Source organism: Vibrio sp. ER1A (genome assembly GCF_000733315.1).
Classification (GTDB): Bacteria; Pseudomonadota; Gammaproteobacteria; order Enterobacterales; family Vibrionaceae; genus Vibrio; species Vibrio mediterranei.
In genome coordinates this window covers 300,283-327,031 of sequence record NZ_JPJA01000086.1, presented here as the reverse complement: position 1 = coordinate 327,031, position 26,749 = coordinate 300,283, and the positions used below count along the sequence as shown (strand labels likewise).

Annotated in this window: 20 protein-coding genes; 6 read left to right on the top strand and 14 right to left on the bottom strand. The window is 42.9% G+C overall.

The features are described from left to right. Positions 1 to 3 precede the first annotated feature (3 nt). Together HW45_RS09000 and HW45_RS08995 are read right to left on the bottom strand one after the other, a co-directional pair. Entirely contained in the window at positions 4 to 900 is an 897-nt protein-coding gene (locus HW45_RS09000; protein ID WP_038226462.1) for a LysR family transcriptional regulator, read from the bottom strand. A 30-nt stretch (positions 901 to 930) separates the two neighbouring features. Then, positions 931 to 2,301: a sensor domain-containing diguanylate cyclase gene (locus HW45_RS08995; RefSeq protein ID WP_038226461.1), complete on the bottom strand. Its 1,371-nt coding sequence runs from the start codon at positions 2,299 to 2,301 to the stop codon at positions 931 to 933. Positions 2,302 to 2,698: 397 nt separating this feature from the next. Between HW45_RS08995 and HW45_RS08990 the strand changes: the two genes are divergently transcribed. Further along, positions 2,699 to 3,307 (top strand): acyl-homoserine-lactone synthase, encoded by a 609-nt coding sequence (locus tag HW45_RS08990; protein WP_051867942.1) that lies wholly within the window; start codon positions 2,699 to 2,701, stop codon positions 3,305 to 3,307. Here the strand turns inward: HW45_RS08990 and HW45_RS08985 are convergent. Further along, positions 3,248 to 4,027, bottom strand: coding sequence for a helix-turn-helix transcriptional regulator (locus HW45_RS08985; RefSeq protein WP_006069068.1), 780 nt, complete (start codon positions 4,025 to 4,027; stop codon positions 3,248 to 3,250). The genes HW45_RS08990 and HW45_RS08985 overlap by 60 nt on opposite strands. Before the next feature lie 83 nt (positions 4,028 to 4,110). Further along, positions 4,111 to 5,004: a LysR family transcriptional regulator gene (locus HW45_RS08980; protein ID WP_038226459.1), complete on the bottom strand. Its 894-nt coding sequence runs from the start codon at positions 5,002 to 5,004 to the stop codon at positions 4,111 to 4,113. 443 nt (positions 5,005 to 5,447) lie between these two features. Here HW45_RS08980 and dcuC point away from each other — a divergent pair, with 443 nt between their 5' ends. Both dcuC and HW45_RS08970 read left to right on the top strand, forming a co-directional pair. After that, positions 5,448 to 6,815, top strand: a complete 1,368-nt coding sequence (gene dcuC, locus HW45_RS08975) for an anaerobic C4-dicarboxylate transporter DcuC (RefSeq protein ID WP_038226457.1) — start codon at positions 5,448 to 5,450, stop codon at positions 6,813 to 6,815. A gap of 167 nt (positions 6,816 to 6,982) precedes the next feature. Beyond that, a complete protein-coding gene (locus tag HW45_RS08970; RefSeq protein ID WP_051867940.1) occupies positions 6,983 to 7,726 on the top strand; it encodes a dienelactone hydrolase family protein in 744 nt (247 codons plus the stop codon). Positions 7,727 to 7,811: 85 nt separating this feature from the next. Here the strand turns inward: HW45_RS08970 and HW45_RS08965 are convergent, their stop codons facing one another. Then, on the bottom strand, positions 7,812 to 10,856 hold the full coding sequence (locus HW45_RS08965) for an efflux RND transporter permease subunit (protein WP_038226455.1): 3,045 nt from the start codon (positions 10,854 to 10,856) through the stop codon (positions 7,812 to 7,814). Positions 10,857 to 10,883: 27 nt separating this feature from the next. Next, on the bottom strand, positions 10,884 to 11,975 hold the full coding sequence (locus tag HW45_RS08960) for an efflux RND transporter periplasmic adaptor subunit (protein ID WP_081875782.1): 1,092 nt from the start codon (positions 11,973 to 11,975) through the stop codon (positions 10,884 to 10,886). A 297-nt stretch (positions 11,976 to 12,272) separates the two neighbouring features. Between HW45_RS08960 and HW45_RS08955 the strand changes: the two genes are divergently transcribed. The 3 genes from HW45_RS08955 (at position 12,273) to HW45_RS08945 (ending at position 16,762) form a co-directional block, all read left to right on the top strand. Further along, complete coding sequence (locus tag HW45_RS08955; protein ID WP_038226449.1) at positions 12,273 to 13,310, top strand: cytochrome-c peroxidase; 1,038 nt, start codon at positions 12,273 to 12,275, stop codon at positions 13,308 to 13,310. Next, entirely contained in the window at positions 13,307 to 16,108 is a 2,802-nt protein-coding gene (locus tag HW45_RS08950; RefSeq protein ID WP_038226443.1) for an ATP-binding protein, read from the top strand. The genes HW45_RS08955 and HW45_RS08950 overlap by 4 nt, the downstream gene beginning before the upstream one ends. Positions 16,109 to 16,177: 69 nt before the next feature. Further along, positions 16,178 to 16,762: an HAD family hydrolase gene (locus HW45_RS08945; protein WP_038226442.1), complete on the top strand. Its 585-nt coding sequence runs from the start codon at positions 16,178 to 16,180 to the stop codon at positions 16,760 to 16,762. Between the two features lie 12 nt (positions 16,763 to 16,774). Here the strand turns inward: HW45_RS08945 and HW45_RS08940 are convergent, their stop codons facing one another. From HW45_RS08940 to HW45_RS08905, 8 genes are all read right to left on the bottom strand, one after another. Further along, positions 16,775 to 17,728: a sensor domain-containing diguanylate cyclase gene (locus HW45_RS08940; RefSeq protein ID WP_038226440.1), complete on the bottom strand. Its 954-nt coding sequence runs from the start codon at positions 17,726 to 17,728 to the stop codon at positions 16,775 to 16,777. Positions 17,729 to 18,126: 398 nt separating this feature from the next. After that, positions 18,127 to 18,549 carry a glycine zipper domain-containing protein gene (locus HW45_RS08935; RefSeq protein WP_038226438.1) on the bottom strand — a complete coding sequence of 141 codons (423 nt, stop codon included), beginning with the start codon at positions 18,547 to 18,549 and terminating at the stop codon, positions 18,127 to 18,129. Positions 18,550 to 18,725: 176 nt separating this feature from the next. Then, the gene (locus HW45_RS08930; protein ID WP_038226435.1) at positions 18,726 to 21,176 is read right to left on the bottom strand and encodes a family 20 glycosylhydrolase; all 2,451 of its coding nucleotides are present in this window, start codon (positions 21,174 to 21,176) and stop codon (positions 18,726 to 18,728) included. Between the two features lie 341 nt (positions 21,177 to 21,517). Further along, positions 21,518 to 22,141 carry a bifunctional 4-hydroxy-2-oxoglutarate aldolase/2-dehydro-3-deoxy-phosphogluconate aldolase gene (locus tag HW45_RS08925; protein WP_038226432.1) on the bottom strand — a complete coding sequence of 208 codons (624 nt, stop codon included), beginning with the start codon at positions 22,139 to 22,141 and terminating at the stop codon, positions 21,518 to 21,520. A 10-nt stretch (positions 22,142 to 22,151) separates the two neighbouring features. Beyond that, complete coding sequence (locus HW45_RS08920; protein WP_038226429.1) at positions 22,152 to 23,072, bottom strand: sugar kinase; 921 nt, start codon at positions 23,070 to 23,072, stop codon at positions 22,152 to 22,154. 66 nt (positions 23,073 to 23,138) lie between these two features. Beyond that, on the bottom strand, positions 23,139 to 24,635 hold the full coding sequence (locus HW45_RS08915) for a sodium:solute symporter family protein (RefSeq protein WP_038226427.1): 1,497 nt from the start codon (positions 24,633 to 24,635) through the stop codon (positions 23,139 to 23,141). A 184-nt stretch (positions 24,636 to 24,819) separates the two neighbouring features. Continuing rightward, complete coding sequence (locus tag HW45_RS08910; RefSeq protein WP_006069083.1) at positions 24,820 to 25,212, bottom strand: RidA family protein; 393 nt, start codon at positions 25,210 to 25,212, stop codon at positions 24,820 to 24,822. A gap of 70 nt (positions 25,213 to 25,282) precedes the next feature. After that, positions 25,283 to 26,722, bottom strand: coding sequence for an N-acyl-D-amino-acid deacylase family protein (locus HW45_RS08905; protein ID WP_038226425.1), 1,440 nt, complete (start codon positions 26,720 to 26,722; stop codon positions 25,283 to 25,285). Positions 26,723 to 26,749 lie beyond the last annotated feature (27 nt).

The following is a 26,749-nucleotide window of genomic DNA, read 5'->3' as shown; positions in this document are numbered from 1 at the left end:
GGTCTACTCCTCTCCTTTCTTATTTACGATACTTTTAATAATGTCATGCAGTTTTCGGTGCAATGGATTTTGTCGATTACTTTGCTTCATACACGTCACAACTGGCGTAAATGTCTGCATGTAATCCGGAAATGGCACAAATCTAAACCCGTTACTCGGCATCAAATGCTTGGATAACACCACCGAATAATTGTCTCTCTGAATCATGGATAGGGCGACACTCAGATTATCCAATTTAACCTGATAATCAAACGATAAGTCGTATTTTGCCATCTGTTTGATCAACCTGTGGTTGGTTTCGTTCCATCCGCGAATTTCAAAGAAAACACACGGATTTTCGAATACCTGCTCCCAACTTTCTACATTACTATTACTCGCTACAACCGCCCCTATTTCGACATTAATTAGACTGGCTTGATAGATAGCTTTGGAGCAATCTTCATTAAAGAACTGAATACCTATGTCTGTTTTCCCGTCAACAATAGATTGGTAAGTATCTGAACGCCAAGTTCTAAGTTCAACCCTCGAACGACAAAATACAGACTTAAGTGCAACGAGCAACTCTGTTCCAAAGCACTCGATCGATAAATTGTCTAACGCAACAACGATTGGTTTTTCATAGTTTTTCTCGTCAAACGCTTCCCCTCGCTTCAAAGCCTGTTCGACCGAACGTAAACCTGTTTCGATACCAGGGATTATTCTTTCTAAATAATGTGTAGGTTCTAGCCCATTGGACGACCTTACAAACAGCGGATCACCCAATTGTTCTCTCAATTTAGACAGATGCTTACTGATCGCACTTTCCGTTTTACCTAACACAGCAGCCACAGTGGTCAAACTGCGATATTGATATATTAAAACTAATACTTTCAATAAGTTGTAGTCATGCTCTTTATGCATTCTTCTGCCTAATTTATTTATAATGTAGGGTTAAGCTTTGTTTCGCTTGACCTGATACAGTAAAGCATCTGCTCGCTTAATGGCTGACGAGAGAGACTCTTTTTCTTGTAACACCGTGACACCAAAACTGATATCAAGCGTCAAATTATTTTCCCCAAACGTTTTCGAGCGTATAGTTCGACTCAATGTATTGGCCAAACGCTCGGCAGTTTGCAGTCCACACCCAGGTAATAAGACTAGAAACTCATCACCGCCACTACGTATAAGATAGTCACTCTCACGAAAACACTGACGCATGCATTGTGCAATATACACAATAGCCTCATCCCCAACATGGTGCCCGTAGTTATCGTTAATTAGCTTTAACTTATCGCCATCTATGACAATGACAGCCAAACCCTTCTTTTCAATCGCATACTTAATGCCACTGTCTCTAAGAATTGCACGGTTATAAAGCCCTGTCAGTTCATCTAGCTTTATTGCCAGTTCTGCCAGTTTTAACTTTTCTCTTTTGACCTTGAGCTCATCTAGCCGAATGACGACATAGAAAAACAGTGCCACCATAGAAAAGTAGATCCAAAGAGAATCTACGACAATTTTGCTGTAGGGTATTTTATAGACAATGCTAAGCCTATCGTCGACTTGAGTTCGTTCCGCGTGCGCTGATTGATGGAAAGGGTAACGAGTGTCTTCAATAATGATTTCCCGCCCTATTTCACTTCTCGTACTAAAATACTGTTTGTTATAGAGAAATGGAAACTTATTGAGATAAACATCAGCATTAACATCTCCGGTCATTCCAAATTCGTCATAGACAGGGCTTGAGATGGTGATAACGGTTTTGCTGGTTACGTTATCTCTATAGATGTCGGAAACAACAATTCGGTTATCCAAATCTTCTTGAGACGCATACTTTGAACACTTAAACGACTCCAAACATATTTTTTTAGAAAAGACTTCGTTCACATTCGTGTTGGTAAGACCAAAAGCATGACTAGCTAGTATTTTCATCCCTTCATAGGAGCGATAATACAAAAGATATTCTTGGCCTAATGCTAATTCGGGCATGCTATTAAACATACGCTGTGCCGTCATGCTAACAACCCGTTCATTATGAGTCAGTGGCTCTCCTGGATTGAGCAAGTAGACTCGCCCTTTGTCGAAAATTGGGTAGCCGACTTCTTCATCTTTATTGGCCGCAATTTGTGCCTCAAAAAGAACACCCAGTATATACAAGGTGGATTTGTAATCTTGTATGGATTTAGTGACTAGATGAAACTGCGCTACTTCGTTTTTTACCAACTTATCAAGGGATTGGAACACAGCGAAGCCGTAAATCAAAGAAGATACAAGCGCTGATTTAAACAAGAGTAGAGTGTATTTCTTCGTCAGCTTTTGCATCTAGGTTTCGCAACACATCGTTAGAATATGAATGGCATGCAATTATCAGTGATGCAGTAAGTATTATCAATACAAATAGATCAAGTCGTGGAAAGCAAAGACAAATTAAGAGATAGACGTGGGGAAATACTGACGAAAAAAGAAAGACCCTGTAAACCCAAAAGTCACCTAGCCATGGTGTAATTCTATATTCTGTTCTGAATCTATCGTTCGGACGTTGTTAGTCAGGTTCACAGGGTCTTAAGACTGTTATACGCTTGTATCGAAAATAAGATACTGCAGAAACTGACAGGTTGACTTTTCCGTAATTGCAATAATTCAAGCTGACTAAACTGTCAGTTATCCTCTCCAAAGCGTGGCGCTAACCTATGCATGAAACTGTATAGGAGGAAACCCCATGGAACCTATTGTCTATATCCGAAAATATGATGAATTGACCGAGAAGCAGAAATACGAAATGCACACGCTAAGATATGATGTTTTTGTGCGTAGACTTCGTTGGTCTTTGAATACTGAAAATCAACTAGACATTGATGAATATGATCGACCGGATGCCAAATTCATTGTTATTGAATACCAGGACAAGGTCGTCGCGTGTTGGAGGCTTATACATGCCGATACACCTTACATGTTAAAGCACACTTTTCCAGAATTACTTCAGGGAGAATCTTTTGACGACCATAATGTTATCGAGCTTTCAAGGTTTGCAGTCGATCGCGAGGTATCCAAACAAGCATCTCACATTAACTTTACTGAACTACTTTTCTATTTGGTTGTGCAATATGGTTTTGAGCAGGGCTTCACTACATTTATTACGCCAACAACCACAGGAATAGAAAGGATAATGCGCCACGTCGGTATCCCGAATCAACGCATAGGGGATGGAAAGATTAGAATGTTAGAGCATACGAAAAGTGTCGCTTTACGTGTCCCTATTAATGAAGCGTTACGAAATTGGTTTACCAACGCTTCCATAAACCAACATAGGCTCGATAGAGCCAGTTAGCAAGGCCTTAGAGACCGCTTGAGTGCGAGAGAATGCATTGAGCTTTTCACTCGCATTCTGAATATGAAAATTTACAGTGCGCTCAGAGCAACCAATAATCTGGGCCACTTCCCACGAACTTTTTCCTTCCGCTACCCAAGCTAAACATATTTGCTCTCTAAGTGTGAGGCTCGATTTAACTTGTCCGAACTGCTTTTCACATACATGGTTTCTGATATCGTTAATGTAATCAGCAACCAGACTCCCCACGTAAGTTGATAGGATCGTTGATTCGTGGTCTATCTTCCGAGTTCCTTTCCTATTAGAAAAACTGATAAGCCCCAAGCACCCATGGTTGGCGCGAAGCGGGATCGTAATACCATCTCCCAAACCAAAGTCAGACGCCAATTTGATCACATTTTTATCATCTGGAATATCATTGGCGAGAAGAGATCGCCATTGGAGAGGAAGCATGCTATTCCGACAATGAAGTACGACTTGATCGAAGTACATGACTTCATTATCTTCATAGAATTGCCGCCAAGCTAAAGGCTGGTTAGTCAACACGACATTTTCAGCTCTCATTACTGTCACCGGCACCGAAACAGCAAAGAGATAATGTTCAAAGCCAATAACTTCAGTTACCTCAGCAAGTTTGCCACTGAGGTCTTCAAAGTCAAACTCATCGTTTGATCCTATATCTCTGATCAAAGTTGCGTTTATTTTATCAACTAACTGCACAATTAGCCCTTCTCTTCAACTACGCCTATGAGACTATGCACTCTATTGAACAAGATAACGAGACTAAAACCAGATTACAAACATTAAGAACTGAAGCACGCCATTAAATGACGTACACACTCCTTAATCTTACGAGGTTGATATCTATCCCTATGATAAATTAGCGAAAGTGGTACCAACTCAATACCCCAATCATCAAATACAGGTTTTAGAACCCCTGCCGCCAATTCGTCTTCGCAATAAAGGGTCGGGACTCGAATTAGCCCTAACCCAGACTTTGCCGCATTAATTAGCACACGCCCGTTCTTGCATTTCAGGTCGCCGTTAATGGAAGTTTCGAAGACTTCTTGATTGATGTTATTTACAAAGCGCCACTTGGTTACTGAGCCTGTAATGCATTTATGCTGCTTTAGCTCTTTAGGGTGAGTTAGTTTAGGGTATCTAGCAAGGTAGTCAGGACTGGCTAGCGTTTGCATTTCAATGTTTGTGAGATGTCTAGCGATATAATTAGAATCGGGTAATACCCCCATACGTATGGCTAAATCAAACTCTTCTTCGAGTAAGTCAACTCGATGGCTCGAGAAATCAAGCTCTATATTGACCTCTGGATATTTCAATAAAAACTGAGATAAGTAGTTTGCAACAAGCTCCTCACCTATATAACCACCTACACAATTGATCTTAATACTTCCACGGACTTCTTCCACATCGTCAATTGCAGCATGTACCGCTTGATCAATCGACTGCAATGCACCATCACAAGAGCTTAAAAATGCTTTACCTGCTTCCGTTAACTTCATTGTTCGAGTGGTTCGAATAAGTAGACTCACTCCCATTTGCTTTTCTAGCGATTGAATCTGCCTCGAAACATGGGACCTCGACACGTTGAGTGCTTCAGCCGCCTTTGTAAAGTTACCTAAGTTAGCGACCAGCACAAAAGCGCGAACATCAAGAAGATTAATAGATGAATGATACATGATGAAGTTCTCAAGCAAGTGATGACATTATTCTGTCGTGCATGGCTAGAATTGCAATAAAAACCAAGAATTAATCTCCCATTGTTAGTTAGTGGCAATAGCAAAACTTAGTCACATCAATTTGGCTATAAACTATGAGAAACACCAGCAACACCTAATGTATTTGGCAAAATCATTCACACAGCAAATTCCTTTCTCAATTGGATAACTATTCTTCACTGTGAGCCAAGTAATACTTTTGTGGTAGTGATTTAATCTGAAATTAACAGCTAGTGAACAAATAAAAAACAGATAAATTACCCACTATTTTCAATTGAATTAATTGTTTGTCTTAGATCATTACATCGGCATGTAGTTGTCGTGCCACAGTGTAATATTTTGTACAGTTTCTGACATATTTTGAAATAGATACTTTAGATATTTAACAGTTTCAAGGGAGAATTATGTTAGAACTATTAATTGGTCTAGTCGTGACGATCGCCGTCGGCTACTTCATTGTAAAAGGCTACCGACCGGCTGGCGTACTACTGACTGCAGGTATTGCACTACTGCTATTAACAGGGATTTTGGGCCATACCGTACTACCGGCAAAAATCACCTCTACGGGTAACATCGTTACTGATTCACTCGAATACGTGAAGTACATGCTGCAATATCGAGGCGGCGGTCTGGGTATGCAAATCATGCTACTTTGTGGTTTTGCCTCTTATATGACTCACATTGGCGCAAACAACGTCGTAGTAAAACAGTTTTCAAAACCCCTCTCTTTCATTAAATCTCCTTACATTCTACTTGTTGCCGCTTATATTGTGGCTTGTTTGATGTCTCTAGCGGTTAGTTCGGCAACGGGCCTTGGTGTGCTACTAATGGCAACCTTGTTCCCTATGATGACGGCCATGGGTATCTCTCGCCCAGCAGCGGTAGCAGTGTGTGCCTCACCAGCAGCCATCATTCTGTCTCCAACTTCCGGTGATGTTGTGATTGCCGCAGAAAAGTCTGGTCTTGCGCTTGATGTATTCGCGGTACAAACCGTCTTACCTGTTTCAATCTGTGCCATTATTGTTATGGCTGCTGCCGCATTTTTTTGGAACAAATATCTAGATAAAAAAGAAAATACGCCAATGGAGCGCGTTGATGTGTCAGAAATGAAGGTAGACGCTCCCGCATTCTATTGCATTCTGCCTTTCTTACCGATCATCGGTGTTTTCCTTTTCAATGGCCGTACGATTCCAGGTCTTACACTTGATATCTACACTATCGTTGTAGGCTCTATCTTCCTAGGTGCCCTCATCGACTTTATTACTAAACGCTTCAACGGCCAAAAAACATTAGAAGACTTAGAATCTTGTTATCAAGGTATGGCCGATGCCTTTAAAGGCGTTGTTATGCTCTTGGTTGCTGCTGGTGTATTTGCACAAGGCTTAATGTCGATTGGCGCTATCGACAATCTTCTTCACCTTGCAGACAAAGCGGGTGCGGGCGGTGTCGCACTAATGTTAATCCTCACCGGTCTGACTGTAGCCGCGGCGATTGCAACAGGTTCAGGTAATGCGCCATTCTATGCATTCGTTGAGCTGGCACCTTCTCTAGCGGCAAAAATGGGATTAAATCCAGCATTCCTAATCATCCCAATGCTACAAGCCTCAAACCTAGGTCGTACAATTTCACCAGTTTCTGGTGTTATCGTCGCCACATCAGGTATGGGTAATATTTCTCCATTTGAGGTTGTGAAGCGTACCTCGGTTCCTGTGCTTGCTGGCCTGATTACCGTAATCATAGGCACCATGGTATTAGTACCGATGAGTGCATAGTCCAATAATCGAATATCCAAGGGAAGCAACTGCTTCCCTTTTTTACGTTCAAATCAAAACCTCGCCTTTCACGCAATAAAAAATTCAATTGGTTACACCTCTATCTGGAATGTACGTACTAAGCTTTGTAGTGCGAGGACAATAAAGCCAGTAAAGAGGAAACAATAATGAATAAGAGACTCATTGGAATGCTTCTTGGTACAGCGTTAGTCAGTAGTTACTCTGTAGCGGGTGAACATGTTATCTATGAGGTAGATGGGCAGCCTTATGAAGGCTACTGGGCCAAAGTGAATAATACAGCGCCACTAGTGTTGTTAGTTCATGACTGGGACGGTCTCACTGAATACGAAGAAGACCGAGCAGAAATGCTCAATGAAATGGGCTATAACGTATTCGCAGTGGATTTATTCGGGCAAGACGTTCGTCCAACAAAAGTTGAAGACAAGAAGCAGCACACAGGTGAGCTCTATAAAGACAGAGCCAAGCTTCAAGCTCTGATGAATGCTGGATTACAAGAAGCCGGCAAACTTGGTGGAAACTTAGATGATACCGTGGTCATGGGATACTGCTTCGGTGGTGCTGCTGTATTAGAATCCGCGCGAGCAGGTATGAATGCGCGAGGCTTCGTAAGCTTCCATGGTGGCCTAACAACGCCCGATGGACAAAACTACGCACAAACTAAAGCACCGATCCTAGTGCTTCACGGCACTGCTGATACTGCAATCCCCATGTCTCAATTTGCGCAACTTGCGGTGGAATTAGAAAAGAACGGTGTAGAGCACGAGATGATCACCTACAGTGGTGCACCACATGCCTTTACTGTGTTTGGTTCTAAAAACTACCGTGAAGACGCCGACAAAAAGTCTTGGAAAGCCTTCTCTGAGTTTTTAGTCGCTAAGACAGGTAAGTAAACCATTGGTTTGGCTTAGATTAGATAACCGGAAAACAAAAAAGGTCAGACGATATGTCTGACCTTCTTGATCATTTCAATGTGATTTAAGCTGGATTCTTAGCTTTGAACAAAATCGCGTACATTACTGGGATGAAGACCAAGGTTAAAATGGTCGCAAATCCTAATCCGAACATGACCGTAATAGACATGTTAACGAAGAATACGTCTCCCAGTAGTGGGATCATACCTAATATCGTTGTACATGCCGCAAGCATTACTGGTCGCATACGAGAGATCGAAGAATCAATAATCGCATCATAAAGCGGTTTTTCTTCCGCTTGCATATCGATTTCTTCCAATAACACTATCGCATTCTTAATCAATAGACCGATTAAACTCAACGCACCCAGCAACGCCATAAAGTCAAAGGCCCCATCAAGCAGCAGAAGACCAGCTGTAATACCAATGATTGCCAGTGGTACAGTAATCCAGATGATCAGTGGCTGACGTACTTTACCAAACAGCAACACAACCACGATAATCATCATGATGAATGAAACCGGAATAGCACTGAACAAGGCTCCTTGCGCTTCAGCTGAATCTTCGTACTCACCACCCCAGTCCATCGAATAACCTGGTGGCAGTTCGATAGCCTCTATCTGTGGCTTTAAGCGTTCAAACAGTGGTGCTGCCAGTTCACCCGTAGGGTTCGCAGAAGCAATAATGGTCGTCAAACGATCGCGTCCACGAATCATTGCATCTTCCCATACCGTTTCAAAGCCAACGACAACTTGTGCAATTGGCACTGTTCTTTGCAGAACAGGGCTGTATACTTGCGCATCCATCAATTGAGCAACGTTTTGTCGCTCACTCGCATCGGAACGGAAGTAAATTGGTAGTAGCCTCACGCCATCACGATAAATACCAACTTGAGAGCCTTCACTCGCTGCCTTTAACGAAGCAGTAAGCTCAGTACGAGTGATCCCGAGTTGTCGAGCCACCTGTTCATTAAAGATTGGTTTAATCAACTTAACCGGTTGACGCCAGTCGTTACGAACTTCCTTCGTCTCAGGGTCAGCATGCATGATCGCTTCAGCTTGAGAAGCTAAATCACGCAAAACTTCTGGATCCGGACCAGCAAATCGAGCTTCGATTTTCGAGTCACGTCCAGGGCCGATACGTAGCCCTTTGATCTTAGGCTCGATATTGTCGATATTTTCTGTCATGAAAGTATCGATTTTCTTTTGTAACGGTGCGATCTGTTCACGTGTCTCAGTACGAACAATGATCTGACCGTACGCTTTGGTAGAGTCTTGTGGTGTATATACCAACGAGAAACGTGATGCACCGCCACCAATGAAGCTCGCTGTCCATTCAACCCCTTCTTGTTCACGAATAAAGTCGGCAATTTTCAGGGTATCATCGCGAGTTTGACGAATATCGGTACCCTCAACTTCCCAAACATCTACGAAGAACATTGGCGTGTTTGCATTTGGGAAGAACGCATTCTTAACGAATCCAAATCCCCATACCGAAGCAACAAACATTGCCAAAATCACACTAATGGTCAGTGCTCGTTGCTTAAGCGCAAACTGAAGAACGCTCTTATAAATTACAAAGCCAGCACCTGCGTATGGGTCTTTCTCTTCTTCCCCTTCTTTCTTGTCGTCTTTTTTGAGCAACAATGCACAAAGCAGTGGTGTCGTCGATACGGCCGTAACCCAGCTTAAAGACAGAGAAATTAGGATTACGTAGAACAGAGAACGGGTAAATTCACCAGTGTTACTCTGAGACATACCAATTGCTGCAAACGCTAGAATACCTACAGCGGTACCACCGAGTAGCGCCCAGCCATTCGCACCAACGACTTCTCCAGCGGCCTTCATCGCTGGAACACCGCGCTTGATCCGTATCATCATTCCTTCGGCGACAACGATGGCATTATCTACCAACATCCCGAGAGCAATGATCAACGCACCTAGAGAGATACGTTGTAGCTCGATACCATACATGTGCATTAGTGCCAAGGTACCTGCCACTGTGATCATCAATACTGCGCCGATAATAAGTCCGACACGTAACCCCATAAAGGCAAGCAGAACAACAACTACGATAATCAACGCTTCGACAGTATTGGTCACAAACCCAGCTACTGACTGATCAACCTCAGATGGCTGATCGTAGATGATATCTAGGTTCATCCCAAGCGGGATTTGGTTCTCTAGACTTTCGATCTTATCTGCGATTAATCCGCCTACTTCCACAACGTTTTTACCAGGAAGCATTGAAATACCAACTGTTAACGAAGGTTTTCCATTGAAGTAGATGAGCTTCGACGGCTCTTCGACATATTCACGCGTTACTTCGGCAATATCGCCTAAACGTATTAGCTTCTTGGTGTCACTTGAGATAAGTAGATCTTCAATTTCACTTACATGTTTAAAGCTACCTGTCGGCTCAATTCGAATAAACTCAGGTCCAACACGGAAACGACCAGAATCGGAAACCAAGTTTTGAGAACTTAACAGGTTCTCTATCGTAGCCATATCAATGCCAAGTTCCGCCATTTTGGCTCTAGACATCTGAACATAAACGACTTCTTTTTGGTCACCATCAATTGCAACTTTACGTACGCCGGGGACAAGTACTAGTTGCTTCTTAAGGTTGTCAGCAACATCTTTTAACTCACGATACGTATAACCTTCGCCATTAAGCGCTAGGAACCCACCATAAACATCGGCAAAATCGTCGACAATTTGCGGCTCGCCTGCACCAGGAGGCAATTTATGCTTATTGTCGGCAATTTTACGGCGAAGTTCATCGTATATACCTGGCATTTCAGCTGAGGTATATTCGTCTTTAAACTCAATCGTAATATCCGACAAACCTTCACGAGTTACTGAGCGTTTGATCCGTTTAACTTGCCCAAGAAGACGTACCGCATCTTCGATGTGATACGTAACCTCGTCGTAGACCTCCTGAGGAGAAGCTCCTGGATAAGCAGTAATGATTTTTGCTTCTTTGATTGTGAATGCTGGGTCCTCAAGTTTGCCCATTTCAAAGTAAGCCAAAACACCGCCAATGGTCATTAGCAGGACTAAAAGCCAGCTATTCACCTTATTCTTTACTGAATACTCACCTAAATTCATAAAACATCTCTTCTTGCTGAGTTACAGTTATTGCGCCTGATCGATTTCAGGCATTAGGCTCACTTCCATACCTTTAATCAAAAATGGAACACCTACAGTGACAATGCGTTCACCCATTTCAAGTCCAGAGAGTACCGTGATTCTGTCACCAGACATCGTGGAGACTTCGATCTGCTTTGGAGAAACCGTGTTGTCGTCTCCAACAACCCACACTGTGGCATTGTGTGCATTGTCGCTAATTACCGCAGTTGCAGGCACTTGGATTGAGCCTTTCGTTTCTTGGAGTTTAGAAAAATCTGCAGTGACATAGCCCGTCATGCCTGGAAGGATATTTTGATCCGATGGTGCCTCAAGTGTCACCGTCACCTCAAAGGTTTGTGTATCAGCATCAGCTTTAGAGGACACTTCCGTCACCGTGACTGGGTATGGTTTCTCTCGAGCTGCATCAAAATAAGCGAAGACCGGAATCTCTACAGGATCTTCAGCTTGCTCATCACGAATTTGCCTTACCAATTTTTCAGGAACGTTAAATTTCAATTCAAGGGTATTTAGGTTTTGGAAAGTAAACACCACCTGTTTAGCTTCAACATTTTCGAAATTTTGAATGTCTCGCTGTGCCACAAAACCATCAAAAGGCGCTAAAAGTTTGGTATAGCCAAGTTCTGTATTTGCTTTATCGTATGCTGCTTTTGCACGTGTCAAATTAGCGCGCAACTGCTCGAAATCTTTTTTGGAGATAAAATTATCTTTGATCAGTTCTTGAGCGCGTTTAAAGTCAGCTTGAGTTCGCTGCAAAGTCGCACGTGTATCACGCACAGCGAGTTTAAAATTAGTGTCATCTAATGTCGCAAGTACCGTGCCTTTCTTAACGTTATCACCCTCTTTTACTGGGATGCTGTTGACCTTACCCGAGACACGGAACGCCATATCAGCACGATTCGACGCGAGAACACGCGCAGGGAATTCACGAATCATACTTTGGTTTTCTAAACCAATGACCATAGTTTTAACAGGACGAACAACTGGCGCTTCTGCCTTTTGTTCTGGTTCAGGACTGCATCCTGATAGAGCAACACCGATTACCGTTGCTAAAGTTAGCGCACGTAAATGAGTTTTCATAACAACCACCCAACAAAAAAATTTATAAAAACCAAGACAATAATAGGTCTAAGAAATCAATTACACGTTATTGGTACACGTTACATTAAGCGTAGCAAAAAGCAACAAACCACAAACAAAAACCCAACCTTTGAAAAATCCCATTAGTTCCCCCAACTAGCTCAGCCTAGACAGGGCAATATCTAAGACCTTAAATTAACTACGAGTTCATTCTTTTTTTGGTTTTTTTAGCTTTAATTGAAACGATAAATAAGTATCCCATACTGATACATATGATCAATATTATGTGAACATTGTATGAACAAAATTCTCATTAGGTGGCTATCCTCACTATTCGCTATTTCGATACTTGGCACCTACCTGCTTTTGAATTTTGACTCCCCTCTGACACTCAAACAACTTGAACACGAAGAACACCACTCCCTCGCCCACAAACAACAATATGGTGTCCTTCACCTTGTTGCTCCAATAAAGCACGTCAAACTACAGGGTAATGACAAAAATAAGGCCCAGCTAGGACTACAACTTTTTCTTGACCCTAGGCTGTCTTCCAATCAACAAGTGAGCTGTGAATCGTGCCATCATATTTTCGATAATGGCGCAGAAAGCATCCGTGTCTCACGAGGTGTAAACGGCACAGGCGTTAGGAATTCTCCTACAGTATTCAACATAGCCTATAACAGTCGTTTCTTCTGGGATGGGCGTGCGTCAAGTCTTGAGAAGCAAATGGACGGTCCCGTCCACAACCCTCTAGAAATGAATACTAACTGGAGAAACATCGTTGAATATGTGCAATCGGTGCATGATTACCGGGTACAATTCAACGAGTATTTTGGTGGCGTCATCACAGAAGAAACGGTCAAAAACGCCTTAGTTACGTTTATGACTGCGCTTAACACGCCAGACTCGCCTTTCGACTTATTTCTCAAAGGACAAACCGACGCAATGGAACCAATTGCCCACTTGGGCTGGGAGAAGTTCCAGTCTTTGGGCTGTGTGGTATGCCATCAGGGAACTAACATAGGCGGTAACCTTTTTCAGAGATTTGGCAATGTCAGCACGACGACTACTAGAGAAAGAGATCTAGGTCGTTACAACGTCACAGGAATTGATTCTGATAAAGGAGTGTTTCGTGTACCTAGTCTTAGAAATGTCGCAAAGACTGCACCTTATTTTCATGATGGTCGTGCTGCGACATTGGAAGAGGCGATTGTCACCATGGCTAAAGTACAGCTAGGAAGAGAGTTAGATGCCACTACAACTCTTGAAATTAGCGCCTTTCTAAATGCACTGTCGGCTCCACCTCCCCCACTCTTGACGGAGCTAGCGCAATGAAAAGGAGATTGTTTAACCGTTCACGGATAGAGTTGCTCTACATGCTTGGTACTTTAATAGCCGCATGTTGGCTTATGATAAGCGCCGTCAATAGCTATGTCAGTGAAGCTTATCAGAAGGCGTACCTATCACTGTCTCAGAATGTCACTCACAACCTCGAAGAGATATACGTCTTTGAATATAGTGACAACAGTACCTACGACCAGTTTTCAAATGAATTGGTATCTATAGAACTGTTATCTGACAAACTGTATGAGAATATTCGACAAAACCATAATGCCTACTTTCCAATCCTGAACCCGGTGCCTGAAGCAGCAGTCACCTCCGCAAAAACCATTCGAGACGCAATGTTGTCATTTACGCAAAGATTAGAACGACTACTCAGCGCAAAAGTATCTCTAGAATATTCCAGTAAAACCATCCAAGCTTTAAAAGACAAGCTCTGGAGAGACTCCCTAAATGAAGCTGACAAGCTTTCCATCTATCAGTACCTTGATGCTAAAAGCAACTTAAGCGATTTATCAAGCACGCTCCGCGACAATACTAGCGTCGTGACTCTAGACAACTATATCCGACTAAACAAGCGTGTGATGCAAGATATTAGCAACGAAAAGAAAGCTCTAATTGACAGTGAAGTTCATCGTTTACTAAATCAAACCAACGATTTCTGGTTACAACGCTCTTCAGACACCAAGGTTCAAATCGCTTTGTCATCAGTAACGCTTTTTTTGTGTTTAGGCGCATATCTATACTGGCGTCAATGGCTACAGCAACATGTAGAAGCCAAACTGAACAAAGAGTTGCTCGACAACGAAAAAGAGCGCTCTCAGCTAGCCATGGTGGTCGAACACGCCAGCGATGCCATTGTGATTACAAATAGAGATGGCCTAACAACATGGGTTAACAGTGCATTCGAGAAACTCTCTGGCTACCAACTCGCAGAGACCATTGGCAAGAAGCCAGGTGACCTTCTACAAGGAATTGACACTTCCAAGGAGGAAATAAAGCGAATTTCAGATGAACTCGGTCAAGGGCATACTGTTCAATCAGAGCTTTTAAACTATCACAAAGATGGGCACCCATATTGGATCGACATTGTTATAACACCGATTAGGAATATTCATAATCAAATCGAACAATTTATTGCAGTAGAACGAGATAGCAGTGATAGAAAGCAGTTGGAGCAAAATCTTCAACAAGCGGTCCAAATAGCTGATGCCTCAAACCGAGCTAAATCAACATTTCTTGCTACCATGAGCCATGAGCTGAGGACACCACTAAACGGCATTTTGGGCATGGCTCAAATTCTCGAGTCCTCGGTGACGCAACCGCAACACAAAGAGCAACTCAGTGTTTTGCTAGAGTCCGGTAATCACTTGTTGTCTTTGTTGAACGACATTCTCGATATATCAAAAATAGAAGAAGGAAAACTCGAACTTGAAGATATTGGCTTCGCGATAGACGAACTTTGCTCTCCAATAATCAGTACATACTCAGCAATTTGCAATGAAAAAGGTATTCAGTTCAAACTGAATAACCAATTGCCACCCGGAAAATCTTTCCGAGGAGATAAATCGCGCCTCAGACAATTAATCTTTAATTTGCTCGGAAATGCGGTCAAGTTTACAGAGCGTGGAGCTGTTGAGTTGGTTTTTTCAAGCTCTCAAAGTTCAATATCGATATATCAGGAACAGTTAAATATTGCTGTCATAGATACTGGTGTAGGCATACCACACGACAGACTAGCTACAATCTTCGATCCTTTTACCCAAGCAGAGGCATCTACAACAAGACAATTTGGGGGAACAGGGCTCGGACTGGCAATTGTAAAGAAATTGTCCAACCTCATGGGAGGTGACGCTTACGTGTCCAGCGAACTAGGCAAAGGAAGCAAGTTCACTGTCACCGCCAACCTAACGCCAATTGCGAACAAAGCAATTCAGCTTAAAGACAAGGTCTCACTCGATGAACAGGCGATCGCTCAGTCTCTTACAATCCTTCTCGTTGAAGATAACAAAGTTAATGCTCTCGTCGCGAAGACATTTTGTATGAAACAAGGACACAATGTAGAAGTAGCGGAAAATGGGAAAATAGCGGTAGAGAAAGTCGGTAAAAAACAGTACGACCTTATCATCATGGACAACCATATGCCCGTAATGGATGGCATAGAAGCAACTCGTATTATTAGACAAGAGCTTAGGTCAAAAACCGTCATATTTGGCTGTACCGCCGATGTTTTTAAGGAAGCTCATGATAATTTTGTGGATGCTGGTGCAAACCATATTCTGACCAAACCCCTGCAAAAAGAGAGTTTTATCGATGCTCTCCAAAGATACCAACACCTATTAGTGAACTCGACGCCACCTGAAAACAGTAATGTTATCCAGTTAGTGCGCCACGATATAATGCAACTAGATTGCACCAATACTGAAGCGGAACTCACACTGTTGGATTCAACAACCGAATCGAAACAAATGCGGTTACACAATATAGAACAATTTCAATCCATCGGCGAAGAAACACTCAACACACTCGTCAAAGTCTATTCTTCACAAGACGTTACCGGGCTCAAAAGCGTTATTTTAACGCTCAGGAAGGTAGCTCAAAATTCCGGGTTGAATAGACTTATCAACAAAATAGATGTGTTACTAAGTGAGTTAGATAACGACACCGTCCCGAATCTTGAAGCGATGCAATCACTGGTTAACCTAGTCGAAGTCAATATCCATGAAGCGATTCGCATACTTGATCATCAGCAAGGTAAGCGGCCGCCAATATCAACAATTTCACCAAATTAACTATCGATACTAACACAAGTTCAGGATACATTATCATTACCGGATGTTGTGAAAGAGAGATGGAATTTAATGCTCAAAGCGGTAGTGTTTGATTTGGATAATACGTTGGTATCTTGCAACCTCGACTTTAAGCTTCTTCGTAAAGAACTAGCCTGTCCTGATGATATAGATTTGCTAGAGCATGTTGCCAGCTCGAGCGAGAGCGCTAAACGCAGGGCACTAAACGACATTATTCTTCGCCATGAAATCGAAGATGCTCGCTCAAGTACGCTTATGAAGGGAGCACATGAGTTGCTAAAGTGGATGGAAGAAAAGCACCTCTATTCAGGCGTCATTACTCGCAATTGTCGTCAGGCTGCAGAGACGAAGCTAAAATCCAACAAAATTAAGGTTTTTGAGCTTATTACTCGAGAAGATTTTCCTGCCAAACCCAACCCTGCTTCGTTACTCTTTTTAATAGAAAAATGGCAACTGGCATCGGAACAAGTTATTTACGTCGGTGACCACGAATACGACATAAAAACCGCAGAAAATGCAGGCTGCTTAAGCTGCTTTATTTCTAATGGTAACGTGACGCCACCTAACATGACGGAAGCAACATATACTTTCGCTTCCCTTGGGGAGTTACACCACTATTTAGTGAAAACCTTATAAATAGAATATCGGTTATTTGGCCTGCTTACTTGCATACATCGCTAGATCAGCTTTAGCCAATAAATCATTGTGTGAGAGATCTTCTAAAGGTGAGAAACAAACCACACCTACGCTATAAGACAACTCAAATTCGCTGTCACTCGAACCATTGAACATCGCTATTTGATCTTTGAAACGCATCAATGGAAATTTGGCATCCACTCCTGTGGTTCCAGACATGAGTACAACAAACTCATCCCCCCCAATTCTCGCTATCACATCGGAATCTCTAAAGTTCTCAACAAGCAATCGAGCAAAGGCCACTAACGCTGCATCTCCCTGACCATGCCCGTATGTATCGTTGATCAGCTTAAACTGGTTGAGATCGAATGAAGCCATAGTGTATGGCTCCATAGCAAAACGGCATCGGTTGATGACCTTGTCAGCCAATATGTTAAAGCCTCGGCGGTTTGAAATTTGAGTCAATTCATCAATCGTGCTATCAAGGCACGCTATTAACTCATCTTCTGCGAGTTTTGCCAAATCAATAAGGTCTTGGACTTCTTGGTCACTAAAATGTCGAGGTTTGCTATCAATGATACACAACGTCCCGACCTTAACATTGTCAGCTAGCTTAATTGGCACACCTGCATAAAATCGAATATTAGGTTTAGATACAACAAGTGGGTTGTCACTAAAGCGTTTGTCAGACAGAGCGTCCGAGATAATAAACGGCTCATCACCAAGAATGGCATGCCCACAAAATGAAATATCCCTTGCCGTTTCAGTTGCATCAAGACCTACACACGATTTGAACCATTGCCGATCCCGTTCAACAATGCTCACCATAGAAATGTCTACGCTAAACATACGCTTAGCTAGACGTGTCACCCGATCGAACCTCTCTTCAGGCGTAGCCAATAGCTTCAAAGTTTGAAGAACACTAAGTCGGTAATCGTCATTTCTAGGTATCGGTGCTGGTTGCATATGTCTCTGAACCATTCTCTATCGATAGCTATAAAATTAGACAAAATACGCGAGTTCTGCCATATCTATGTAACTAAATCGGTACAAAATGATATGAACCTAGAGGAATTAGTGATAGAGCAGTTAATTGCATATTGCAAAGTTAATGCATATTGCAATTGCATAATGAGAAATTCCGCGTTGACTATGCATTAATATTGCCTTAAACCATAACATTAACCAAAAGAAATATTGGCACGCGAAATGCATTATAGAAAATGACTTCAAAATTTGAGGTCACCTAGCCAACTGACGTTGTTAGTGAACCGATTTGTTCACACTGTTTTCGGCCGATTGAGTGATCAATCGGCCTTTTCTTTATCTGATGTTTTAAAACTGGAGTAATGGCCAGCTTTTAACTAGCTAGCATCAATTACTTGATCGTCTTGCTGAGCTTCCATCTCTGCCAATTTCTGCTCTAGCTCTTTAATGCGAATTTGAGCTTCAAGCTCATCAGCACGCATCTCCGCTTCACTACGATTATCCTGTTTTATCCCATCGGCCAAAATTTCAGTACGATTAGTTTCGCGTGAATCCTCAAGGTCTTTCATTGAACCAGCAACACCACCAGCAACACCACCAGCGACCGCACCTTTAACCGCGAGTTCAGGCTCACCAGTTAAAACCCCCATGGTAGCGCCTAATAATGCCCCTCCAGCAGCTCCGCGGTTTCTCGCAGAGTTTTCGTTTTCTGAATCAAACGCGGGCGAAGAGCATCCTGCTAGCAGTGCGAGGGTAGAAATAGCGAAAAGTGATTTAAGTTGAGATTTCGAAAATGTCATAGGATGCTCTCGACGTTATGTGTTTGCTTATGGATAGACTAACGCCTTGAGCCCTATTACTGAATTCACTTGTTGTTATTAAGCTGATAAGCAGTGGTTATCAGTCAATATCACATAAAACGCCCCAGTTTAATTGGGGCGTTTATTGTTATGCCATGCCGAGTGGATTGGCAAGATTACTTTGATAGTGACCAAAGCAACATTTCCGTCGGCTTCACAGTCGCGACAATGCTTTCATCAATGATCTGCGCTGAGTCATTAATCATAGACTGATATTCTCTTGCATCGGCTGAAGACACTTTCTCGCCAGCTTCGGCTTTTGTTACCAGTGTCAAACCTAACTGAGCTATCTTCTGTGATGCCTTAGCTAACGGTACCGTATCTACTGACGCTACGTTGTTAGCAAAGACTGTAGCCGCCTCAGAAGAAGCATTGAGTAATTGCTCGTAGTGATTTTTAAGCGACGTTAAAGCAGACTTATCCCCGTTAACGTATTGTGTCACCAAATCACGCATTTCGTACACTGTGTAGCTCTCTACCGGAAGCGCATCAGCGAAACGATTCAGGCGTTCGTGTTGATTGTATAAATCTCCTGGATTCTCAGTCTGAATCCATTTTTCCCAGTTACGCGCATAGTATTGTGCAGGTTCAGTGTACTTCGCCAGCACCAATAAAGGTGTTATATCACTGCCATTCGCTAACCTTTGCATCATGACTCTTGCGTCAGCATGGTGGCGCATACCCAAAGAAATTTCCGACCAATTATCGATAGCACGCATACGCTTATACATGCTTGCTTCATCGGTCAGGTTTTCACTTGACCAGAATCGCTCCGCAATTGCATAACTGCGAGGCCAAATTCTGTTTTCCATCGTCATCGAATTGATATTTTCACCCCAAACGGTGATTTCTCCACCCAATATCAGCTTTTGTTCTTGTTCGTTCAGTTCAGCAGGATAGCCACCAGTTGGCTCAGGAATTGACGCTCCCTCTTGTGCTGAAGAAGCAACCAGTTTCCCCGTCGTTGGCCACCTTACATTACCAATAAGCTGATAGCTCCCTTCGGCAAACTGCTCTCCCGCTAGCTTAAGATTGAACTCTGTGTATGACATGAAGTTATCAAAGTGGCCGCGGAATATCTTGCCAGGTTCATATTCTAAGATCTCAACTTCAGCTCGAGATTTACCGTTATAATCCGTAAATGCACGAACTTTACCGTCTTTTGCTTGAATAATAGTGAGTAAGCCTTTGCGTGGGCCACCTTTAGTACGCGGTTTTTCCCACTGGTAACTAACAAAGCGCTCCCCTTCGTGAAGCTTATCGTCAACGGTGATGCCACTCGGCATCGGATCATTTCTATAGTGATAACTTGTAGGCTGTGGTTGGTCTAAGTAATAGCCTGTTGATAGCAACCCTTGGTAACCCTCTTGTGCCGCACGGCCAATACTGTCATGGCCTCGCCAGCTCTGAATCACGATCGATTTAGGAAGATCTTTGTGCCAGATTTCGTCCCAGCCGCTCATCTTCTTACCACGCTCCTCAAGCATTTTTTCCACTTTCGCGTTGAGGTACGACTGAAGACCTCGTTCACCATCAAGCTCTTTATCTTTGATAAAAGTTTGAATTTCTGGATTTTCTTGCCATTGTTTGTAGTTAGGCTCATCACCACCGATATGGAAGTATTCATCCGGGAACAATTCAACCACTTCGTCGAATACACTTTCTAACATGACATACAATTCAGGGTTCGTCGGGTCCATCAGAGGCTCAAATACCCCCCATTCTCTCTGCTGCGGATAACTTTGTTCCCCTAACCCAGACATCAGTTCTGGATAAGCATGAGCAACGGCTGACGCATGGCCCGGTAACGAAATTTCAGGAACCACACGAATACCTAGTTTACGTGCATACTCTACGACATAACGAATTTGATCTTTGGTGTAATAGTCACCGTCCGTGGTTTTCTCCCACAGCTTAGTGTAGTTATCTAATTGAATTCGGATTCCTTGGTCATCCCAAATATGCCAATGGAACACGTTCATTTTCGCCGATGCCATCGCATCAAGTTGGCGCAAAATCACCTCCATTTCAATGAAGTGACGAGATGTATCATAAGAAACACCACGCCATCTAAAACGCGGTTCATCGACAATACTGATTGCCGGAACAGAGTAACCATTAGCATCGGTCTGGACCAGTTGAAGAATGGTTTCAATACCACGAATAGCGCCATATGGGCGACTCGACTCTAAAACAATTTTGCCGTCATTGCTCGTTAGCTTGTACGACTCATCAGCATCAATATCTTGCACCTCACTCTTAGCTGGGGACTGAATGTCGATAATAAACGTCGCTTCATCCTCTGAATCAGCTCGCCAGTTAAGCGTCGGTAGACCTGTTTGACGTTCTAAGCGTTCTACAAATCGCTTAGCCGTATATTCGACTCGGTCGGAATTAAATCCTTTGATATAAATACTAAAATCTTTGTCTAACGTTACGCTTCCTTGACCTAATTCCACCGATTGTGGATAAGGCATTAAATTTAGATCAGTATTTGGTGCCATAGCCCATGCTGCCGTTGTTGTTAGTGAACCGGCTATCAATAACGATAAGATACTTTTTTTCATTATTACTTCCTTAGAATACAAAGTTCAGACCAATACGATAGCGCTACTCAGTTTCGCCTTTATTTGGTCCTGGGATATAAATGTTTTTGTCTGCATCGACAATTTCTGCGTATGGCCTCATAAAATCTGAGTGCTTGCAGAGAAATCTAACGGTATGCTCACGCGCGATAAATTCAGGATGAAACCAGCGCTAAAAAGCTTATTGATATGATTTTTTTCATTAATAATTATCTATTTTAGAGTTGTCAAAAGGCTACCCAAATCAATGGGCATGAAAACGAAAATAACTGGACTAAAAAGCAACCAGCTTAGTTACTGGCCGAATAACAACATAAAACTAGTTATCGTGTCGCAGCTACAGCTTCTCGTACTAGCTCACCAATGTGGTCCCACTGCTCGTTTTCGATCAACGATGTTGCAACCATCCACGTACCACCGCAGCAGTGAACTCTGTCGAGAGATAGGTAGTCATTGACATTCACTTTGCTGATACCTCCTGTCGGCATAAATGCAACATCACCGTAAGGCGCCAATAGCGACTTAACCATGTTTACACCGCCAGATGCTTCTGCAGGAAAAAACTTAAGGAAAGACAATCCTAATTCTAGGGCTTGCTCAACTTGGCTTGGGTTATTCACTCCAGGGACAATGGTTATATTGTTTTCTTGACAGTATTTAACCGTGTTGGGATTAAGGCCAGGAGCAACAATAAACTCAGCCCCTGCTTCAATAGCAAGATCTACCTGTTGTGAGTTCAAAATGGTACCCGCACCAATACACAACTCAGGGTAGGCATCTCTCATAGTCTTGATAGAAGCTGCTGCCGCCTCTGTTCTGAATGTGACTTCAGCGACTGGAAGGCCATTCTCGACTAAAGCCTTAGCTAAAGGAATCGCATGGTCCACATTATTAATTTGAATGACAGGAATAACTTTGAATTGTTTTAATTTATTAATTAACGACATGTTGACCTCTTCACAATAAATGATCCATAGCGACGAGCGGAACAATAGCGCCAGGATGTTGAATAACGATAGCAGCAACAGAATGGGCAAACTCGGCAGATAACTCGCACGACTGACCACTCAATCTCGCAGACAAATATCCCGCAGCAAAGGAGTCACCGGCAGCACAGGTATCAATCACATTCGCAACCTTCGATGCTGTGACAAAGTGGGTATTAATCTTATCGTTTTCTCGAGTTATCACCTTACATGGCTCGCTACCACGCTTAATCACCACTTCTGGAATTTCAAATCGCTCACAACGTGATTCAATAGACTCTTGCGTCCCCCATATTTCTTTATCATCATCTTCTGTGAGTAACGCTATATCCACATAAGGCAACAGCTTTTCATACCACTGTCGAGCGTCGGAGCTACTCCAAAGCTGAGGACGGAAGTTATTATCAAATATGACTTTTTTACCACTATCATGGTGGTGTTTAGCCATGGTCAGCGTTCGTTCCCTAGCACTATTGTTCAGTATGGCTAAGCTGATTCCGCTGAGATAAAGCGCATCATGTTGGTTAGCGGCTAATGCGACTTCTAGTTTACTTACCACATTGTCAAAGTAGTATTTTGCGGCACTGTCATTACGCCAGTACAGAAAGGTTCGCTCTCCATTTACATCAGTTTCGACTAAATACAGACCAGGCTGTTTGTCTGACACGGTTTCAATCAAACTCGTGTCGATATATTCATCGTTCCAAGCTCGTTTCATCTCAACCGACAATTTATCTTCACCCAGCCCCGTCGCGTAGGAAACATCAATACCTCGATTACGTCCAAGCCTTGCTAGATAAAGCGCAGTGTTAAGAGTATCGCCTCCGAATGTTCTTCGAAGTGGCTCCCCACTCAGTTCCACCATACATTCACCGAAGAAAGCTACTTTCATCAGAGCCTCTTAAAATATTAGGATTAGAAGAAGGAGTGCCGCACGCACTCCTAGATAAGACCATAATTACTCAGTAACTGGTGTCGGTTTTACTGAAGTTTCTTGAGGAGCTGAGCCCAACTCCATTTGAGCGCGTTCAGCATCAAGAATCGCTTGAGCTTGCTCAGGAGAGACCTTATTTTCAGGCGTCACTAGGCTAACCACAACACCTGCAATTGTTGCTACCGTCACTGATGGGATAACTGGATTGCCCCAAAAAGCTGTTAGGTCTGCGCTAAACATTACTGTGAATGACGCTGCCGATGCACCAACAAGTGTCGCAATCGCCCCCTGCCAAGTGTAACGTTTCCAAAAACGACCCAACATACCGCATACAAACATGCCTGACATGACCGTTGAGATCATCTTCGTGATATAGCCAATGATGTCATTCGAAGTGAGCGCGAACAGCAGTGCAAAGCCGATAACCACAACCAATGCTAGACGGGAGTAGTTCAGCATTGACTCTTTATTTGGCACTCGGCCGGTGAACATTACATATACATCGCGAAGAAGAATTGATACGCCCGCTATAGCATCTGAGCTTGCACTAGACATTGTTGCCGACAAGCCCGCGATAAGAACGATCATACCAACGCCTACCGGTAGCACAGTCGCTGCAATATAAGGGAATGCGAAATTAGCATTGTCTAGGCCTGGTTCAATCGCATGAGCAGCCATACCGATAATTGCTGGGATAATCGAGAAGAACAGATACAAAACACCAGACAATACAAATGAACGGCGAATAGTTGAGACATTCTTACCGGAGTAGATTCTTTGACGGAAAGATGGCGTCGCCAACACACCAACACCAATGACCACGGCTAGAGAGACAGCAGGAATAAGACCAAGTTTTTCAATCGCAAGGAAGCTTGTTGCCGCAGGGTCCATCGCTTCGTAAAGATTGTCCATACCACCGATGTGTTGCACAGATGAAACCGCCATCAAAATAAAGCCGACAAATAGGATAATTGCTTGGATAGTGTCGGTCCAAACAACCGCTGTGTATCCGCCAATGACAACATATATTGTGAACGCCGCTGCGATGATGACTTTTGCTACGTTGAGGTCAATATCGGCAATCCACGCCAAATACATACCGCCACCAAGAATATGAGCACCAAGCCAACCAATAGAGGCAATAAAGATAAGCACACCAACGACATTTTTAACGACACGGTTGGCACCGACGTAATACGCGAGTTCTTCGCTCATTGTCATGAAATTAAGCTTTCGAACTGGTGCAAACCAAAGGGCTAATAGCAGAATACCTAGCGCACCGCCGATACCATAAAGTGCTCCAGCCCATCCATTGGCGTAGCCAAAGCCAACCGCTCCCATACTTGATCCAGTACCAACCATGGTTGCGACTGTCGTACCTAGCACAAGAAACAGAGGTAAACCACGTCCACCTAACAAAAAGTCTTCACCAGACTTTTGGTTTCGTGACACAAACCATCCTAGCCAAATAAGAAAACACACATATATTCCGAAGCCGGATAAAAATAGTGTACTGTTCATTGAACACCTCCAGAGATATAAGTGACTCATTTAAGCCACTTACCGTTTTACGTTATTTTAAACTCAGAAGTAAGAGGCACTTCTGAATTAAGTCCATTTAGATTGTAAATAATTATATTTTTGTGAAGAGCATTCAGTAGAATGCCCTTAATATTAATTTAAGTAATATATGACAAGTATTTAATTAACGACGGTCTTCGCGATAGCACGTTACATCAACTTCAACTTTTACGTCGACAACAAGATCGCATACCATACAAATACGAGCAGGTGGGTTTGCACCAAAAAACTCTTTAAATACTTTATTAAATGACTGGAAATAGCGTGAGTCTGTCAGAACGACTTTGACATGTACCACATCTTCAAGGCCGTAACCTGCTTCCTCCATAATGTCTACACAGTTCTGGATTGCAAGACGGGATTGATCAACAATCCCTCCTTCAACGACTTCGCCGTCAGTCATTGGCGTTTGACCTGAAACGTAAAGAAAGCCTCCCGCTTCAGTTGCGCGAGCGAACGGTAAATGTTGACCACCTGTACCTACACCACCTTCAACACCATAGCGCTTAATCGTCATTTTAATTCTCCAATTATCTATTTTTTAACTAATTTTATATTTCTGAGAGCAAATAATGCTCATTTAAATATTACTTCTCTTGACGATATATAAATCGCCCAAATCTATTTTCAGCAACGGTTTTATTTGAGTAACTAATATTTCCGTTAACCAATACACACTCAATTCCATCAGCGACTGAAATGGGGTTTTCAAATGTTGCGGTATCTTTTATTTTCTGTTTGTCGAATATCACGATATCAGCGAACGCACCTTCGCGAATGACACCTCGATTCGATAGGTTGTATCGTGTCGCAGACATACCCGTCATCTTGTGTACTGCTTCTTCCAAAGGAAATAATTCGCGATCTTGACAGTAATGGCTCAACACTTTGGGGAATGTTCCCCATAGACGTGGATGAGGATGAGGATCATTGGGTAAACCATCTGAACCCACCATCGTCAAACGGTATTTCAAGACTCTTTCAACGTCTGCTTCATCCATGCAGTGATAAACAGCGCCAGCAGGTTGCAAAGCTCTTGCCGCTTCAATAAGAGGCAATTCCATTTGCTTTGCGATGTCAGCGAGCATTTGTCCTGCGCATTCTGGCTTTGTTTCAGACCACGTAATGAAAATATCAAAATCTTCAGTGACTTGTTTTAAATCTAATGTTGACGAGCTAGCAGAATATGGGTAGCAGTCGCAAGAGACATCTTGATGAGCTGATGTCTTCTCCATCAAATCAAGAACTTCAACTGTACGCCCCCAATTACCAGCACCTGCACATTTTAGATGTGAGATGACAACAGGCACTTTTGCATGCTTTCCAGTCTCAAAAGCCTCTTCCATCGCATGCAAGATTTCTTCAAACTCAGTACGCATGTGTGTGGTATAAATACCATCATGCTCAGCAAGAACCTCAGCTAACCGCATAACTTCACTGGCCGTCGCCTGTTTGGCACTGGCATAGGCCAAGCCGGAACTTAAACCAAGTGCTCCTTGTTGCATTGCTAAATCAAGCGTTGTCCTCATCGAAGCTAACTCTTGCTCGCTGGCTTCTCTGAATAGGTCATTCATCACGTTATTACGTAACGTGGTGTGGCCGACTAGAGCGGCGACGTTCACGGCTGGTTCTGCTGAAGACACCGCCTCGGCATATTGAGCAAACGTCGGATACTTAAAATCTTCCTGTTTGCCTAACAAGTTCATTGGATCCGGCGGTGCGCACTCCAATACGGCAGGCGATGCACTGATACCACAGTTACCGACGATCACCGTAGTAACACCCTGACTGATTTTTGGTAAGCAATCGGGATAGCGAATAACATTAGTGTCGTCATGAGTATGTACATCAATAAAACCAGGGCTGACTATCAAACCTTCAGCATCAATAACAGACGTCGCTTTCTCGTTTGTTAATTCACCAATTTTGACTATTCGATCTTCTACTAACCCCACATCCGCTTTGTACGCTGGAGTATTGGTACCATCGACGATTTCTGCATTTCTAATAATTATGTCGAACAACATTACCTTCTCTCTCAGTTCGTGCATTTC